Genomic DNA, 14,302 nt, shown 5'->3' on the forward strand with positions numbered 1-14,302 from the left:
GCGTTGCTACCCCCGAGCGGCCAGCATCGCCGCCACGTCAAGCATGCGGGCTGAAAAGCCCCACTCGTTGTCATACCAACCAAAAACCCGCGCCTGCCCGTCAACGAAACGAGTCTCCGGTCCGGCCACCACCAGCGACTCGGGGCGCGCCCGCAGGTCCGATGAGACAAGCGGCTGATCCGTCCAGCCAAGCACCGGCGAAGCCGTGACAGCCTCACGCAGTGCTTCATCGAAGACATCCGCGCTCATCGCGTCACGCAGTTGCACCACAAGATCGATGGCCGACACGCTTGCCACCGGAACGCGGAGGGCCGATCCGGTGAGACGCCCCGCGAGTTCGGGCAGGACCTCGTCGATCAAATGCATAGCGCTGCTCGTGGTGGGCACCATTGACTGCGCGCCGCCCCGGCTACGCGCGAAGTCGTCGCGCGGCGCATCCACCATCGGCTGGCTGTTGGTATAGCAGTGAATGGTCGTCATATGACCACGTTCAACGCCGCCAATCTCATCCAGCACCCGAACCAGCGGCGCCAGCGCATTGGTCGTGCAGGAGGCATTGGAGATAACCCGTTCATCTCCCAGCAACGCGTCATTCGCACCACGCACAAGCGTCAACTCGGCTGCCGGAGAGGGCCCGGAAATCAGCACCGACTTCGCGCCCGCCGCCAGCCCGCGCCGCGCCACATCCGAGGTCCGGGCAATCCCGGTGCATTCCAGAACCACGTCAACACCGGACAGGTCGATCTGTGACAGATTATCCGCCCGGCTCAGCGTCATCCCGCGCCCGTCCAAGATCAGCAGGCCGTCCCGGGCCTCCACTTTCCCGGGATAAGGACCAAAGGTGCTGTCAAACTGGAACAGGTAGGCGCACATCTCGGGCGTGGCGATATCATTGATCCGCGCAACCTCGATCCCGCGCGCCGGCTCGCTCAGAACCTGGCGCAGAATCGTGCGGCCGATACGGCCGAATCCATTGATCGCGATACGCATGCGCCTCTCATGTCACCAAGCGCGGCGGGCCTCAATGGGCAACCTGTCGCTTATCAGAGCCCATCCCTTTCTTTGGGTTTAAAAATATCCCCGCCGGAGGCATCGCGCGTCAGCGCGATCCAAGCCGCATGTGCCGGTTCACGTCCTTGTAGAGAAGGTAGCGAAACGGCCCCGGACCGCCTGCATAGCAGGCCTGTGGGCAAAAGGCGCGCAGCCACATGTAGTCGCCGGCCTCGACCTCGACCCAGTCCTGGTTGAGCCGGTAGACCGCCTTGCCTTCCAGAACATACAATCCGTGCTCCATCACGTGTGTTTCAGGAAAGGGAATGACCCCGCCGGGCTGAAACGTCACGATGGTCACATGCATGTCGTGGCGCATGTCCTCGGGCGACACGAACCGGGTCGTGGCCCAGCGCCCCTCGGTGCCGGGCATGGCGATGGGGTCCACCGCCGCGTCGCTGGTGACAAAGGCCTCGGGGGGCTCGATACCTTCGGCGGCCTCATAAGCCTTGCGGATCCAATGAAACCGGACCGGCGCGTCGGATGTGTTGCGCAGGCTCCAGTCCGAGCCTGCCGGCAGAAAGGCATAGCCGCCTGCCTCCATCGCATGTTCGTCACCGGAAATCGTCAGATGCATATTGCCTTCGACGACAAACAGCACCGCCTCGGCCTGCCTGTTCGGTTCGGGGCGTGAACTGCCCCCGCCCGGCGCGACTTCCATCACGTAATGGGAAAAGGTTTCGGCAAAACCGCTTAAAGGGCGCGCGATGACCCAAAGCCGGGTGTCCTCCCAGTGTGGCAACCGGCTGGTGGTGATATCGCGCAGGGTGCCCTTGGGAATGACCGCGTAGGCTTCGGTGAACATCGCGCGGTCGGTCAGAAGCTGCTCCTGACCGGGGTGACCGCCCTGAGGTGCATAATAGGTTCTGCCGGTCATGATGCTCTCCTTCGGATCTGCTTCCTTATCCGCCAAACGCCGCGTCGAGGAAAGCCATGGGCCGCCGATAGCATTTGTCCGGTATTTTTGAAGATCGCGGCAACGCGCGGTTGCAACGTTACGCGGCTTGGGCAAAAGATTGCTTGATTGCAACAGGAAAACCCCTTCATGACAGATCTGCCCACGCCGCCCTCGCAACGACTGGATGGCAGGATCGCGCTTGTAACCGGTGCTTCCTCGGGGATCGGGCAGGGCTGTGCTGTCGCGCTTGCCGATGCCGGAGCGCATGTGGTCTGCGCCGCGCGCGGGGCTGAACGACTGCACGAAACCGTCGAGGCGATGACCAATAAGGGCTGGTCCGCCGAGGCCCTGCCGCTCGATCTCGCCGATCTGGATGCGATGGAAACCGCGCTTGAGGGGCAGGTCTTTGACGTGGTGGTCAATGCGGCCGGGACCACCTTTCCGGGTCTTGCTTTTGACACCTCGCCTGCGGAATTCGATCGGGTCATCTCGCTGAACCTGCGGGCGGCCTACTTTCTTTCGACCTCCTGCGCGACTGCGCTGCGTGACGCGGGCAAGCCGGGCTCGATCATCCATATCTCGAGCCAGATGGGCCACGTGGGTGGCCGAGAACGGACGCTTTACTGTGCCTCGAAATGGGGGCTCGAAGGCATGGTCCGGGCGATGGCGCTGGAATGGGCCGACTACGATATCCGCGTGAATACGATTGCGCCGACTTTCATCAGCACACCGCTCACCGCGCCGACCTTTGCGCGCCCCGATCAGGTGGCCTGGATCGAGGACAAGATCAAACTTGGCCGGGTGGGCGAAGTTTCGGATATCATGGGGGCGGCTCTTTATCTTGCGAGCGACGCTTCGGCGATGGTGACGGGCACTTCGATGCTTATCGACGGCGGATGGACGGCGGATTGAACATGAATAGACTGCTGATTTCACTGCTCTTGCTTTTTCCCAGCGCGCTGGCCGCACAGGGCTGGCAATTGCAGACCAGTGACGACGGATCATATTTCGCAGGCTTTCTGAACGCGCCTGCCGGGGTCGAGATGAGCCTCGTTTGCGGTGAAAGATCGCCGCAGGGCCTCTCGCCACAGGAGACCGGGAACATGGAGCCTGATATCTCCGCGCCCAACACCCTGATACTTTACATCGGCATGAGCCATATTCCGGCGCCACAAAGCGAATTCAAACGGCAAGATGTCATCATAGGCACCGGGGCGCAGGGCTACCGCATCCCCGAGTTGATCTGGAATGAACTGTTCGGGACGTGGGAGGCCCGGATCGCGGCGCAGGACGCGCTTTTGCAATCCATGGCCGCAAGTCCCGGGTTCGAGATCATCACCAACGAGGGCCGTGAACCTATTCCGGCAGCGGGCTTTGCCACCGGATACGACCAGTTGCTCGGGTATTGCCAATCGATGTTCGAAAGCAGCGGTATATCCTGGGATGGCACGCCCCCGGAGCCGCAGGAACAGTCAGATGGCGGCGTGGATCTGCGCCAAGTGGCCGAGGGAACGATAGTCGAGGGGTGCAACGGTGATGCCACCACCGGTGAGAACTACTTACTCAGCGGCGATATCGATGGCGATGGCATCGAGGACGTGGTGCTCGACTGGCGTGAGGTTGAATGCGTCAGCGCCCCTGCGCGGCCTTTCTGCGGTGCCTCGATGTGCTCGGCGGACGTCTTCATCAGCTCGGACTACCCGGTCACCGGGCAGCCCAAGAATCTGCTGGCGCTGGGCGTAAAGCTGATCCCGTTGAACAATGGCAATACCGGCATCATCACCGGTGGTTCGGTGGGACAGTGCGACGCCGATGGGCGCAACCCCTGTGAATACCTGTTCTACTGGGATGGGGCGGATCTTGCTCTTGCGCCATGAACCTGGAGCAAGCGCGTGAACGTCCGGATTTCGATTGAAAAAACATCAGGCTAACCCGTCGGTGATGCAAAATGACGCAACTGAGCGGGACAGTGATTGATCGCCGGTCGCGGATTTTTATGCTGGACGAATGGCCCGCCCCTTTTTCGACCCGGGGTGCCGGGCATTCAACAGATCGGACCCGCTGATTGATGATTAGCCCGCCGCATTCCGTCGACCAGAAGATCAAGGGTCTTCTCGACAGTATCTATCCCGATCAGGACACCGTGATGTTGGCGCGACAGATGGTAGCCGCCTTTTGGCCCGAGGGTACGCATCAGCGCAAACGATCACGCACGCCGGGGAACAATCTCTGGTCCGAGCAAGATGCACTGCTCATCACCTATGGCAATTCGCTGCTGGACGGGAAACACAAGCCACTCGATCTGCTGTATGATTTTCTGCGCACCCGGCTGAAGGGCGTCGTTAACGGTGTTCACATCCTGCCGTTCTTTCCCTTCACCTCGGATGACGGCTTTGCCGTGACCGATTTCAGAAGCGTCAATCCGCAGCTTGGCGACTGGGCCGATATCAACCGGATCGGCAGTGAATTCCACCTCATGTCCGATCTGGTTCTGAACCATGTCTCGAGCCAAGGGCCGTGGTTCAATTCCTACCGGCAGGGCATCGCGCCCTATGACAAGTTTTTTTTCGAGGCCTCGCCCGAGGATGATCTTTCGGACGTGGTGCGCCCGCGGACGACGCCTCTCTTGCAAGAGGTCGAAACGGTACACGGCACCCGCTACGTTTGGTGTACGTTCAGCCATGACCAGATCGACGTCGATTTCCGCAATCCGGAGGTTCTGCTTGAATTCCTGCGCATTATCCGGCTGCATCTGGACAATGGCGTGCGGATAATCAGGCTGGATGCGGTGGCCTTTATCTGGAAAGAGGTGGGCACACCGTCGATCCATTTGCCGCAGACTCATGCAATCATCCGCCTGCTGCGGCTGCTTTGTGATTTCACGGTCGAGCCGGTGGTTCTGCTGACCGAAACCAACGTGCCGCGCACGGAGAACCTCAGCTATTTCGGCAATCGCAACGAAGCGCACGCGGTTTACAACTTCCCGCTACCGCCGCTGATCCTTCATGCGATGATGTCGGGCACCGCGCGCTACCTGCACCGATGGGCCACCGCAATGCCCCCGGCCCAGCTTGGCTGTGCCTATCTCAACTTTACTGCCAGCCATGACGGGATTGGGATGCGCCCAGCCGAAGGTGTTCTGCCCGAGGATGAAAAACAGCGCATGATCGATACGGTTGTTGCCAACGGCGGCCTTGTTTCGATGCGCGCGCTGCCAGATGGTGGGCAGTCTCCGTATGAGTTGAACACCACCTTTTACGACGCACTCGCCTCGACCTTTGGAGGCACGGACGATCTGCATTTCGAAAGGTTCATCTGCTCGCAGACAATCGTAATGTCGATGGAGGGGATACCGGCATTTTACATCCATTCTCTGCTGGCAACGCCGAACGATCACGAACAGGTCGAGCGGCGCGGCATGAACCGGGCAATCAACCGTCATCGCTGGGACTATCCGTCGCTGCTGGCCTTGCTGAACGCGCCTGATTCGCCGCAGGCCCGTGTGCTGAACGCTATGTCGAACCGTCTGAAGCTGCGCGCGAAACAGCCGGGTTTTCATCCCAACGCCACGCAGTTTACGCTGAAACTGGATGATGATCGGCTGTTTGGTCTCTGGCGGCAGAGCCTTGACCGTGACCAGTCGATCTTTGCGCTGCATAATGTCAGTGGTGAGACCGTCGAGATATCCCCGGCGTCCATCAATCTGATCGATGGCGAGGACTGGGTCGATATCCTGTCGGGCGACGTGATCGATCCGCTGAGCGAGCAGGTCTGCATGGCCCCCTATCAGTGCCGCTGGATCACGAATCGACGCCAAGACAGTGACTGAGCAGCGCCGGGGCAGCGTGACCTGGCTGTATTGTGTTTTTTCCTAAGGCAATTCTGGGCAAAAGGCGAAATTGTTTCCTGATGTGTGGCGCGAACAACGGTTGGCTTGCTTCAACCTCCGGGGTGCGTTAGCGCAAGCGTTCAACACCTGTTTCCGAGTGGTCCCCATGTCCCGCGTACTCTTCCGCAGCCTTGTTTCAGCTGCACTTCTTTCCTGCTCCATGCTTCCTGCAACGGCCAGCACCGTTTCCGAAACGGATGTGTCGGGCGGCGATTTCTCCGGTGACTGGAGGAACTTCACCGCAATCGCGACCGGCACCGGTTCGGTTTCGGGCACATGGTCGGGCGCTAATGATTACGATTTCCTCGCGTTTTCCGGCCTCGGGTCGGGCGCGCAGGAAATCAAACTCACCTTCAGCACGCTCGGCAAGCAGGACTACAGCTTTTCCGCCGGCGGCAAGATCATGTGGTCGACGACGCCGCTCAAGTATAGCGCATGGGAAGGCAAGACCCTCGGGACCGTCGATTTCAACTATTACAACCAGAGCAACGACCAGACATTCACGCTTGAACTGGACGATGACTTTGCCGGTGATCTTTACCTTCAGCTCTACGGTACCCACGGCGTCTTGGGCTATAACATCCTGACCGCTGCGAATGACTCTGCGATTGTGGTTCCCGACACGCCGGACATGGCGGCTGTCCCGCTTCCCGGTACGGCGCCCCTTATGGTCGCGGGGCTTGCGGGGCTGATCGGTCTTGGTGCGCGCCGTCGTCGCCGGGCCGAGTAAGAAGAGTGCCGGGTGCAGCGTTTAGGCGCTGAACTCGGCCACATCTGCTGCTGCCGCCGCTTTCAGGTCATGCAGGAAACTCGGGTCCGCCGAATGGACCCGGTTCCAGGTAGAGATGAAAGGCGTCTCATGCGGGTTTTCCAGAAAAATCTGACCAGCCCGCATCAGGTTTTCCGCGAAGAGTTCGATCGTCTGTTCCTCGCGGTGGCGATCGAGCTTTAGCCCGTTCATCTGCGCGTCATTATAATAGGCGTCCAGATGGTCGAGCGCGCAGCGGTAATAGGTGGCCTTCAGCGTGCGGAAGACGTGGAACGTAAAGACCGTTCCATCCGCCGCGAGCTTGCGAAAGATCGATTTGCAAATATCCGTGGACATGCGCGACAGCCCGGTCGAGGCATCTTCCTCGCTTAGTGTCTGGTGCTTGTGATCATAGGCATCGGCGATCTCCACCTGACAGACCGCCTGCGGCGCAAGGTTGCGCCATGCTTCGGACAGGATGCCGATTTCCAGCCCCCAGTCCGAAGGAATGCGCAGATCTGGCAGGATTCCGGTCCGCATCGCGAATTCCCCGGATAGCGGATAGCGGAAAGAGCGCAGGTAATCGAGGTAATCGCGATCCCCGATCACCCGTTTCAGCGCCATCAGGAGCGGGCTCACCAAGAGCCGTGTGACCCGCCCGTTCAGCTTGCCTTCGCCGATGCGCGGATAGAATCCCTTGGCGACCTGATAGGGAAAGGTCGGATTGGCGACCGGATACACCAGCCTCGCGAGCATTTCATTCGTGTAGGTCAGGATATCGCAGTCGTGGATCGCCATGACAGAGCTATCGGCACAGGAAATCAGGTAACCAAGGCAGCTCCAGACGTTCTTACCCTTGCCGGGTTCGTTCGGCGCAAGCCCGATGTCAGCGAGCCGCTGTTCGAGTTCGCGCATGCGCCGGCTGTCGTTCCAAAGAACGATATGGTTCTGCGGCAGGGCAGAGAAAAATTCGCAGGCACGGCGATATTGCGCGGCGTCCGCCCGGTCCAGCCCGATGATGATCCGGTGCAGGTAGGGAACCTTTTTCAGCTCTTCGAGGATATGCGGCATCGCCTCGCCCTCGAGTTCCGAGAACAGGCAGGGCAGGATTAGGGTGATTTTTCGGGACTGGGAAAAAATCTCGAGCTCATAGCTGAGTTCCGCAAGCGATTGCGTGCGCAGATTGTGGAGCGTGGCGACATTGCCGTTTTGATGAAAGTCAGACATGTCACCCGATCTCCGTAAGCAATTGCAATTCTGATAGTAGATCAAGGATGGCGGCATTCCAGCCCGCCGGTCCCGGCAATTCGGTGCGCCGGATGCGGCCTTCGTCTTCGCCGTTGTGCCGAGGCAGGGGTGCGGCATCGGGGTTGGCGACGATATAGCCGAAATCCGCCCGGTCCAGCATTTCGACATCGTTTGGCGCGTCACCAAGCGCAACGCTGTGCGCGGGTCGGAACCTGTCGATGATGGCATCCATCCGGTCGGCTTTCGTGTGGCCAAGCGACAGGGTCAGGAACCGGCCCCCCATACGGGCAGAGATGCCTTTATCGGACAGGGCGGCGATGAAGCTTTCGCGATCTGCTTCGGATCCGGACCATAGGCCCGGTTCCGAATAGCGCCGCTCTCTTGCAAGGGCTGCTTGCGCTTCGGATAGGCCGGTCGCGTCGGAGACTTCATTTGCGCTCATATCTCCGAACCCACGGAATGGGGATCGAAGGTTTTGAGGCAAGGAGGCAAGGATCGACCTTATCTCCGCATAATCCCCTGCGTCGTCTCCGGCACGGGTTCCGGCTTCGAGCAATCCTGCGCCGTTCTCCACGATGGCGGGCCAGTCCGACAGGCCAAGTTCGTCGCGCAACGGTGCGATTTCCGCGGCGGTTTTCGAACTCGCCAGCACCACGCCTCCGGAAAGTGCGGCAATCGCGTCAAGCGCGGGCAGGGCAGGGGCGTAGCTGTAGCCGTGATGGTCAAGCAAGGTTCCGTCCAGATCCGTAAAGACGAGAATCGGAAGAGGTTGCTTCATATTTCTGTCATTCCTGCGCGGCACCGTTCCTGTTTCCGGGCCGTTCCCGGAAAGCCTAGCGCAGGCCATGGCTCTTCCCAAGAGCGCATCTGCAAAAATGCCTTTTATCAAGCAGCAAGTCGTAAACTGACCTCTTTCTGGGCGCGCTCGCGTGCTGCACCGACTTGTCCACAGGCTAGACGCCCCATGTCACGAAACTTTAGCAGAACCGACACAAAGCAGTGACCCAAACGCCCTAGCGGTGGCGCCGGAACGAATGGGGTGCTGAATGCTGTCTGTCGAAAAACTGACCAAACGCTTCGGGGCGAATACCGCTGTTGATGAAGCGTCCTTTAACGTGGACCGGTCCATGATGCTGGGAATCATCGGACGCTCCGGGGCAGGCAAGTCCACCTTCCTTCGCATGATGAACCGGCTGACAGATGCAAGTTCGGGCGAGCTGAACTTTGAGGGACGCAATGTCCTTTCGCTGACCGGCAAGGCCAAGCGCGCCTGGCAGGCCGAATGCGCGATGATCTTCCAGCAGTTCAATCTGGTGCCGCGCATGGACGTGGTGTCGAACGTGCTGCACGGCACGCTGAACCGCCGTTCGAATTTCACTTCGATGTTCAACCTGTTCCCGCGCGACGACATCCACCGTGCCATCGATATCCTCGAGCGGCTCGGCATCGTCGATCATGCGGCCAAGCGGGCCGAGGCGCTTTCCGGCGGCCAGCAGCAGCGCGTCGCCATTGCGCGCGCCCTCATGCAGGATCCCAAGATCATCCTTGCGGACGAACCTATCGCCTCGCTCGACCCGATGAATGCGCAGGTGGTCATGGAATCCCTGCGTCGCATCCATGACGAGGACGGCCGCATGGTCATCGCCAACCTTCATACGCTGGATACGGCGCGGCGCTATTGTGACCGGGTTATCGGGATGCGCGACGGCCGTATCGTTTTCGACGGAACGCCCGAACAGCTCACCACCGGTGTCGCGCGCGACATCTATGGTGCTGGCGCCGATTTTTCCGAGGCGGCCACATCCACCGAAATCCGCGACCACACGCCCGAAATCCGCGCGGCGGAAGTGGCGGTCTGACGCTTACCCTTTCAACTGATCCGACCCCGGGACGGGGCGGTAACCAACGGAGAAGACCTATGAAAAAACTCATCGCAGCAGCGCTTGCGACCACCGCCCTTGCCGGCTCGGTTGCAGCTCAGGAAATCACCGAATTCCGCATCGGTCTGCTGGGCGGCGAAAACGCGCAGGACCGTCTGGCATCGAACGAATGCCTTGCCACCTATGCCGAAGAAACGCTGGGCGTTCCCACTAAACTCTTCGCACCCGCCGACTATAATGGCGTGATCCAGGGCCTGCTCGGCGGCACGCTCGACATGGCATGGCTGGGTGCTTCGGGCTACGCGGCTGTTTACCTGTCCGACCCCGAAGTGGTCGAGCCGGTCCTCGTCAAGATCAACCTCGACGGCTCCTACGGCTATCATTCCATCGGTTTTGCCCGCAAGGACAGCGGCATCACCTCGCTCGAAGACATGAAGGGCAAGGTCTTTGGCTTTGGTGATCCCAACTCGACCTCGGGTTACCTGATCCCCTCGATCGAAATCCCCGCCGAAACCGGTGCCTCGATGAAAAGCGGCGATTACTTTGGCGAAGTCAAGTTCACCGGCGGTCACGAGCAGACCATCGTTGCCGTTAACAACGGCGATGTCGACGGCGGTGTGACCTGGGCCGATGGTCAGGGCGCATGGGAAGACGGCTACAACTCTGGCGCGCTGCGCAAGGCGGTTGATGCCGGTCTCGTGGACATGAATGATCTGGTCGAAATCTGGCGCTCCAAGCCGATCCCCGAAGGCCCGGTTGTGCTGCGCAGCTCGCTGCCTGCTGACGTCAAGGAAAAGATGGTCGCTCTGGTTGACGGTCTGCACGAAACCGATCCGGAATGCGCCTATGGCGTTGCTGCCGGGGAATCGCTGGGTTTTGACCCCATCACCCACGACGCCTACCTGTCGATCATCGAAGCACGCAAGGCCAAGAGCAACTAAGCAAACGGCTTTTTTCCAGACCGGGCGCCTCCCTCGGGGCCCGGTCATTTTAATTCTGCGAGCATTGTATGGCGAACCTGACCGAGAGCACGGCCCATTCTCATCCCCGCGACACCTATGTGGCGATGATCCAGCGAAAACGACTTTACGGCGGCATCATGCTGGCGGTCTTCGTGCTGATGCTGATTTCGGGTTTCATGCTCGCCGATGAACGCAACGCGGGCGGATTCTGGGCCGGCCTGCCGCAACTTCTCGATTTTCCAGCCGACGTGGTCGCGGACGCCTCGACCAAGTTGCACCTGATGCCAGCACATCTGGTGAAGTTCTTCCCGGCGCTGTTGGAAACCATCAATATCGCGGCGGCCTCGACGCTGATCGGCGCGCTTTTCGCGATCATCCTGTCGCTGCTCTCGACCCGGGGGCTGGCCCTTTGGCCGCGCGCCATTCCGCTGTTTCGCCGTGTGATGGACATTATGCGCGCGGTGCCGGAAATCGTCATTGCGCTGGTGCTGATCTTTATCCTCGGCGGCGGTCCGGTGCCCGCGATGATCGCCATTGCCTTTCACACCGCCGGCGCGCTGGGCAAGCTGTTTTCCGAAGTAAACGAGAATGCCGACCTGAAACCGGTCGAAGGGCTTCATTCCGTCGGGGCCACATGGTTCCAGCGCATGTGGTTCGGCGTGGTGCCGCAGGTGTCGCCCAACTACTTCAGCTATGCGCTGCTGCGTTTCGAGATCAACATCCGCGCTTCGGCGATCCTTGGTTTTGTCGGGGCAGGGGGCATCGGCTACGAGCTGCGTAATGCCATGTCCTGGGGCAAGGGCAAGTTCGACGAAGCCGCCGCGATCTTCATACTTCTCTTCCTCACTATCGTCATCTTCGATCAGCTGTCCGGTTACGTCCGTCAACGCCTGATCCATCAGGAGGCACATTGATGGCCGACGCTGCCCTCTACGCCCGCGCCGACAACCTGTTCCAGCGCAAGAAGCTCATGGCGCTGGCGCTGCCCGCCGTCATCATCGCCTATCTGGTCTATGTCTTCTTTGCCTTCGACGTGCCGGGACTGGCCGAGCGCGCGCGTCTGGACAATGCCCGCACCCTTGTCGCGGATATGGTGAGCTACAAGACCCATGTCTCTCGCGACAACCGCAGCGGCGAGGTGACTGTCGCCATCGAAGGTGAACGCAAGGGCGAATATGCGCCCGGTCAGGAACCCGACTGGGTTGCAATGCGGGGCGCCACGCAGGTGATCGACCTTGGCAATGGACATGTCGTGACCTTCCTGCCGGAAAACGCGCTTAGCTATGACGTGCCGGGCTTCGGGATGATCGAAGCGCGTGTCGACGGGCGCGACATCGTGACGAACCTTGGTGAAGATGCGCCGGACTGGATCTCTGCCTCGCGCACTCGGCTCAACATCACGACGGAGGCCGGGCGCGTCTCGCTCACCCGTAACCGGACCGAGGTGTTCCGCTACTTCGCCGGATGGGAGCTATTCTTTTTCACGCTCGACAGCCCCTATTTCGGTCACGGTTTCTCCGAGATCTTGTTTGGCCCGCAGTTCGACCCGGCGCGGTCCAACATGGTCGGCGCTTGGCAGGATTTCTGGCACAACGCCATGTGGCGGCATTCCGATGTGGCCTGGGCGCTGTTCGAAACCGTTCTCATGGCCTTTCTCGGTACGTTCGGTGCGGCCATCGTCGCCCTGCCGGTCGCCTTCATCGCGGCCAAGAACTTTGCACCGCTCAGGTCGCTGCGCTTTGTCACGCGTCGGATTTTCGATTTCCTGCGTGGCGTTGACGGGTTGATCTGGACGATTCTCCTGTCCCGCGCGCTGGGCCCCGGGCCGCTTACGGGCTCGCTCGCCATCCTGCTCACCGACACGGGAAGCTTTGGCAAGATGTTCTCCGAAGCGCTGGAAAATGTGGATAACAAGCAGATCGAGGGCATCTCTTCTACCGGCGCCTCGACGCTTCAGCGGTATCGCTTTGGTGTCATTCCGCAGGTCACGCCGGTGCTGCTCAGCCAGGTGCTCTATTATTTCGAATCCAACACTCGCAGCGCGACGATCATCGGCGCGATCACCGGGGGCGGTATCGGGCTTTTGCTGACGCAGGCGATGATTACCCAGAAGGACTGGGAAGAAGTCACCTATTACATCGTGCTGGTCGTGCTTATGGTCATGGCGATGGACAGTCTGTCGGGCTGGCTGCGCAAGCGGCTGATCCAGGGCGACAAGTAAGATCAGGACGGAAATGCTCAGCAAGGACACCCCCCGCATCGAGGCGGATTGCGATATCACCGGCTCGGAATTCGGCCGGTATTGCGAAGTCAAGAAAGGCGGCCGCGTCGCCTATTCGACATTCGGCGACTATTCCTATTGCGACCGCTACTGCGACATCGCCAATGCATCCATCGGCAAGTTCGCCAATATCGCCAGCTTCGTGCGGATCGGGGCCACCGATCATCCGCTCGACAGGGCCAGCCTGCATCACTTCATGTACCGCTCCTCGGATCTCTGGGAAGACGCCGAGGACGATACCGCGTTTTTCGAGCACCGCCGCGCGCGTCGGACGGTCATCGGTCACGATACCTGGATCGGCCACAACGCCCAGATCAAGCCAGAGATCACAATCGGCCATGGCGCGGTGATCAGCTCGGGCGCGATCGTCACCAAGGATGTCGCGCCCTACACCATTGTGACGGGCATTCCGGCCAAGCCGTTACGCCTGCGCCAACCGCCCGAAATCGCCGAGCGCCTGATCGCGCTGGCATGGTGGGACTGGGATCATCAGACCTTGCGCGACCGGCTTGACGATTTCCGCAGCCTCAAGGCCGAGGCATTCCTTGATCGCTACGAAAACGCCTAGTCGTTGCTGAAGGTCAGGGTCACCCTGTCGCCCGCGAACCATGTTTGCCCGTATTCGACGGGGTTGCCTTCCATATCCTCGTTGATGCCAACCGTCTTGACCAGCGGATCGCTCTCGCGCAGCCGCAGATGCAGCGCCTGCGTCGCGCTTGGCATTTCCGCCGTGACCCGCGTTTCGCGCCGCACGTAATCTGCCACACCGTTCAGTTTCAGCGCTTCGGTGACCGAAGTGACCTCTAACAGCGTGTGCAACATGCCGGGAAGCCGATCCTGCGGAAAGACCGAGATGAAATGCGCAATGGGCGTTTCACCCGCCAGCGACAAGCCTTCGCAGACGATCACCATGGACCCGGCGTCAAGCTCAAGCGCCTTTGTCTCTCCCGCATCGCCGGGCCTGCTCTCAAGCCGCAGCACGCGACGTTGTGGCAATCGCCCGGTGGCGCGGATGCTTTGGTGGAATCGCACGCGCTTGCCAATCGGGTATTCGGTCGGCGGCGCTTCGACGAAAACGCCGGCGCCCCGGCGCGATCGCAGGATGCCGCGCTCGCTCATATCGCCAAGAGCGCGTCGGACCGTATGCCGGTTGACGCCAAACCGGCTGGCCAGCGCTGCTTCGGTTGGCAGCTTGTCGCCCGCGCCGTAGTGCCCGGCGGCAATATCCGCCTCAAGAGCGGCGGCGATGGATTTCCAGACGGGTGTTCGGGTCATCTTGTTACCAAATCTTCATCTAACCGGGCTTGCCCCGGCAAAGGGGAGAGCGTATGATTTGTCTAGTTGTA

General features: G+C 60.5%; 14 protein-coding genes. 9 read left to right on the forward strand and 5 right to left on the reverse strand.

Features of this window, described 5'->3' with window-relative positions; translation table 11 throughout:
- Positions 1-6: 6 nt before the first annotated feature.
- Together ACU0FH_RS12565 and ACU0FH_RS12570 are read right to left on the reverse strand one after the other, a co-directional pair.
- A complete protein-coding gene (locus tag ACU0FH_RS12565) occupies positions 7-990 on the reverse strand; it encodes a type I glyceraldehyde-3-phosphate dehydrogenase (protein WP_446194938.1) in 984 nt (327 codons plus the stop codon).
- Positions 991-1,099: 109 nt separating this feature from the next.
- Positions 1,100-1,927, reverse strand: a complete 828-nt coding sequence (locus ACU0FH_RS12570; protein WP_446194939.1) for a bifunctional allantoicase/(S)-ureidoglycine aminohydrolase — start codon at positions 1,925-1,927, stop codon at positions 1,100-1,102.
- A gap of 168 nt (positions 1,928-2,095) precedes the next feature.
- Between ACU0FH_RS12570 and ACU0FH_RS12575 the strand changes: the two genes are divergently transcribed.
- The 4 genes from ACU0FH_RS12575 (at position 2,096) to ACU0FH_RS12590 (ending at position 6,567) form a co-directional block, all read left to right on the forward strand.
- Positions 2,096-2,860 (forward strand): SDR family NAD(P)-dependent oxidoreductase, encoded by a 765-nt coding sequence (locus tag ACU0FH_RS12575; RefSeq protein ID WP_446194941.1) that lies wholly within the window; start codon positions 2,096-2,098, stop codon positions 2,858-2,860.
- A gap of 2 nt (positions 2,861-2,862) precedes the next feature.
- Complete coding sequence (locus ACU0FH_RS12580; RefSeq protein ID WP_446194943.1) at positions 2,863-3,825, forward strand: hypothetical protein; 963 nt, start codon at positions 2,863-2,865, stop codon at positions 3,823-3,825.
- A 191-nt stretch (positions 3,826-4,016) separates the two neighbouring features.
- Positions 4,017-5,777 carry a sugar phosphorylase gene (locus tag ACU0FH_RS12585; protein WP_446195600.1) on the forward strand — a complete coding sequence of 587 codons (1,761 nt, stop codon included), beginning with the start codon at positions 4,017-4,019 and terminating at the stop codon, positions 5,775-5,777.
- Between the two features lie 166 nt (positions 5,778-5,943).
- Positions 5,944-6,567: a PEP-CTERM sorting domain-containing protein gene (locus ACU0FH_RS12590; protein WP_446194945.1), complete on the forward strand. Its 624-nt coding sequence runs from the start codon at positions 5,944-5,946 to the stop codon at positions 6,565-6,567.
- 21 nt (positions 6,568-6,588) lie between these two features.
- Here the strand turns inward: ACU0FH_RS12590 and ACU0FH_RS12595 are convergent, their stop codons facing one another.
- Both ACU0FH_RS12595 and ACU0FH_RS12600 read right to left on the reverse strand, forming a co-directional pair.
- Positions 6,589-7,812: a glycosyl transferase gene (locus ACU0FH_RS12595; RefSeq protein ID WP_446194947.1), complete on the reverse strand. Its 1,224-nt coding sequence runs from the start codon at positions 7,810-7,812 to the stop codon at positions 6,589-6,591.
- A gap of 1 nt (position 7,813) precedes the next feature.
- On the reverse strand, positions 7,814-8,611 hold the full coding sequence (locus tag ACU0FH_RS12600; protein WP_446194949.1) for an HAD-IIB family hydrolase: 798 nt from the start codon (positions 8,609-8,611) through the stop codon (positions 7,814-7,816).
- A gap of 268 nt (positions 8,612-8,879) precedes the next feature.
- Here ACU0FH_RS12600 and phnC point away from each other — a divergent pair, with 268 nt between their 5' ends.
- The 5 genes from phnC to ACU0FH_RS12625 all read left to right on the forward strand — a co-directional run bounded on the left by phnC (position 8,880) and on the right by ACU0FH_RS12625 (position 13,524).
- A complete protein-coding gene (gene phnC, locus ACU0FH_RS12605) occupies positions 8,880-9,692 on the forward strand; it encodes a phosphonate ABC transporter ATP-binding protein (RefSeq protein WP_446194951.1) in 813 nt (270 codons plus the stop codon).
- A gap of 59 nt (positions 9,693-9,751) precedes the next feature.
- Positions 9,752-10,654, forward strand: coding sequence for a phosphonate ABC transporter substrate-binding protein (phnD, locus tag ACU0FH_RS12610; RefSeq protein ID WP_446194953.1), 903 nt, complete (start codon positions 9,752-9,754; stop codon positions 10,652-10,654).
- A 68-nt stretch (positions 10,655-10,722) separates the two neighbouring features.
- Positions 10,723-11,589 carry a phosphonate ABC transporter, permease protein PhnE gene (gene phnE, locus ACU0FH_RS12615; protein ID WP_446194955.1) on the forward strand — a complete coding sequence of 289 codons (867 nt, stop codon included), beginning with the start codon at positions 10,723-10,725 and terminating at the stop codon, positions 11,587-11,589.
- On the forward strand, positions 11,589-12,896 hold the full coding sequence (gene phnE, locus ACU0FH_RS12620) for a phosphonate ABC transporter, permease protein PhnE (RefSeq protein ID WP_446194958.1): 1,308 nt from the start codon (positions 11,589-11,591) through the stop codon (positions 12,894-12,896). Before phnE (ACU0FH_RS12615) ends, phnE (ACU0FH_RS12620) begins: the two co-directional genes overlap by 1 nt.
- A gap of 13 nt (positions 12,897-12,909) precedes the next feature.
- Entirely contained in the window at positions 12,910-13,524 is a 615-nt protein-coding gene (locus ACU0FH_RS12625; RefSeq protein ID WP_446194960.1) for a chloramphenicol acetyltransferase, read from the forward strand.
- Here ACU0FH_RS12625 and phnF read toward each other — a convergent pair.
- Entirely contained in the window at positions 13,521-14,231 is a 711-nt protein-coding gene (gene phnF / locus ACU0FH_RS12630) for a phosphonate metabolism transcriptional regulator PhnF (protein ID WP_446194961.1), read from the reverse strand. The two genes, ACU0FH_RS12625 and phnF, sit on opposite strands and share 4 nt — an antisense overlap.
- Positions 14,232-14,302: the final 71 nt, after the last annotated feature.

The organism is Heliomarina sp., assembly GCF_052826185.1.

Coding starts and splice junctions, on each gene's coding strand:
- ACU0FH_RS12565 (WP_446194938.1), bottom strand. CDS start 990: ATGCGTATCGCGATCAATGGATTCGGCCGTATCGGCCGCACGATTCTG.
- ACU0FH_RS12570 (WP_446194939.1), bottom strand. CDS start 1,927: ATGACCGGCAGAACCTATTATGCACCTCAGGGCGGTCACCCCGGTCAG.
- ACU0FH_RS12575 (WP_446194941.1), top strand. CDS start 2,096: ATGACAGATCTGCCCACGCCGCCCTCGCAACGACTGGATGGCAGGATC.
- ACU0FH_RS12580 (WP_446194943.1), top strand. CDS start 2,863: ATGAATAGACTGCTGATTTCACTGCTCTTGCTTTTTCCCAGCGCGCTG.
- ACU0FH_RS12585 (WP_446195600.1), top strand. CDS start 4,017: ATGATTAGCCCGCCGCATTCCGTCGACCAGAAGATCAAGGGTCTTCTC.
- ACU0FH_RS12590 (WP_446194945.1), top strand. CDS start 5,944: ATGTCCCGCGTACTCTTCCGCAGCCTTGTTTCAGCTGCACTTCTTTCC.
- ACU0FH_RS12595 (WP_446194947.1), bottom strand. CDS start 7,812: ATGTCTGACTTTCATCAAAACGGCAATGTCGCCACGCTCCACAATCTG.
- ACU0FH_RS12600 (WP_446194949.1), bottom strand. CDS start 8,611: ATGAAGCAACCTCTTCCGATTCTCGTCTTTACGGATCTGGACGGAACC.
- phnC (WP_446194951.1), top strand. CDS start 8,880: ATGCTGTCTGTCGAAAAACTGACCAAACGCTTCGGGGCGAATACCGCT.
- phnD (WP_446194953.1), top strand. CDS start 9,752: ATGAAAAAACTCATCGCAGCAGCGCTTGCGACCACCGCCCTTGCCGGC.
- phnE (WP_446194955.1), top strand. CDS start 10,723: ATGGCGAACCTGACCGAGAGCACGGCCCATTCTCATCCCCGCGACACC.
- phnE (WP_446194958.1), top strand. CDS start 11,589: ATGGCCGACGCTGCCCTCTACGCCCGCGCCGACAACCTGTTCCAGCGC.
- ACU0FH_RS12625 (WP_446194960.1), top strand. CDS start 12,910: ATGCTCAGCAAGGACACCCCCCGCATCGAGGCGGATTGCGATATCACC.
- phnF (WP_446194961.1), bottom strand. CDS start 14,231: ATGACCCGAACACCCGTCTGGAAATCCATCGCCGCCGCTCTTGAGGCG.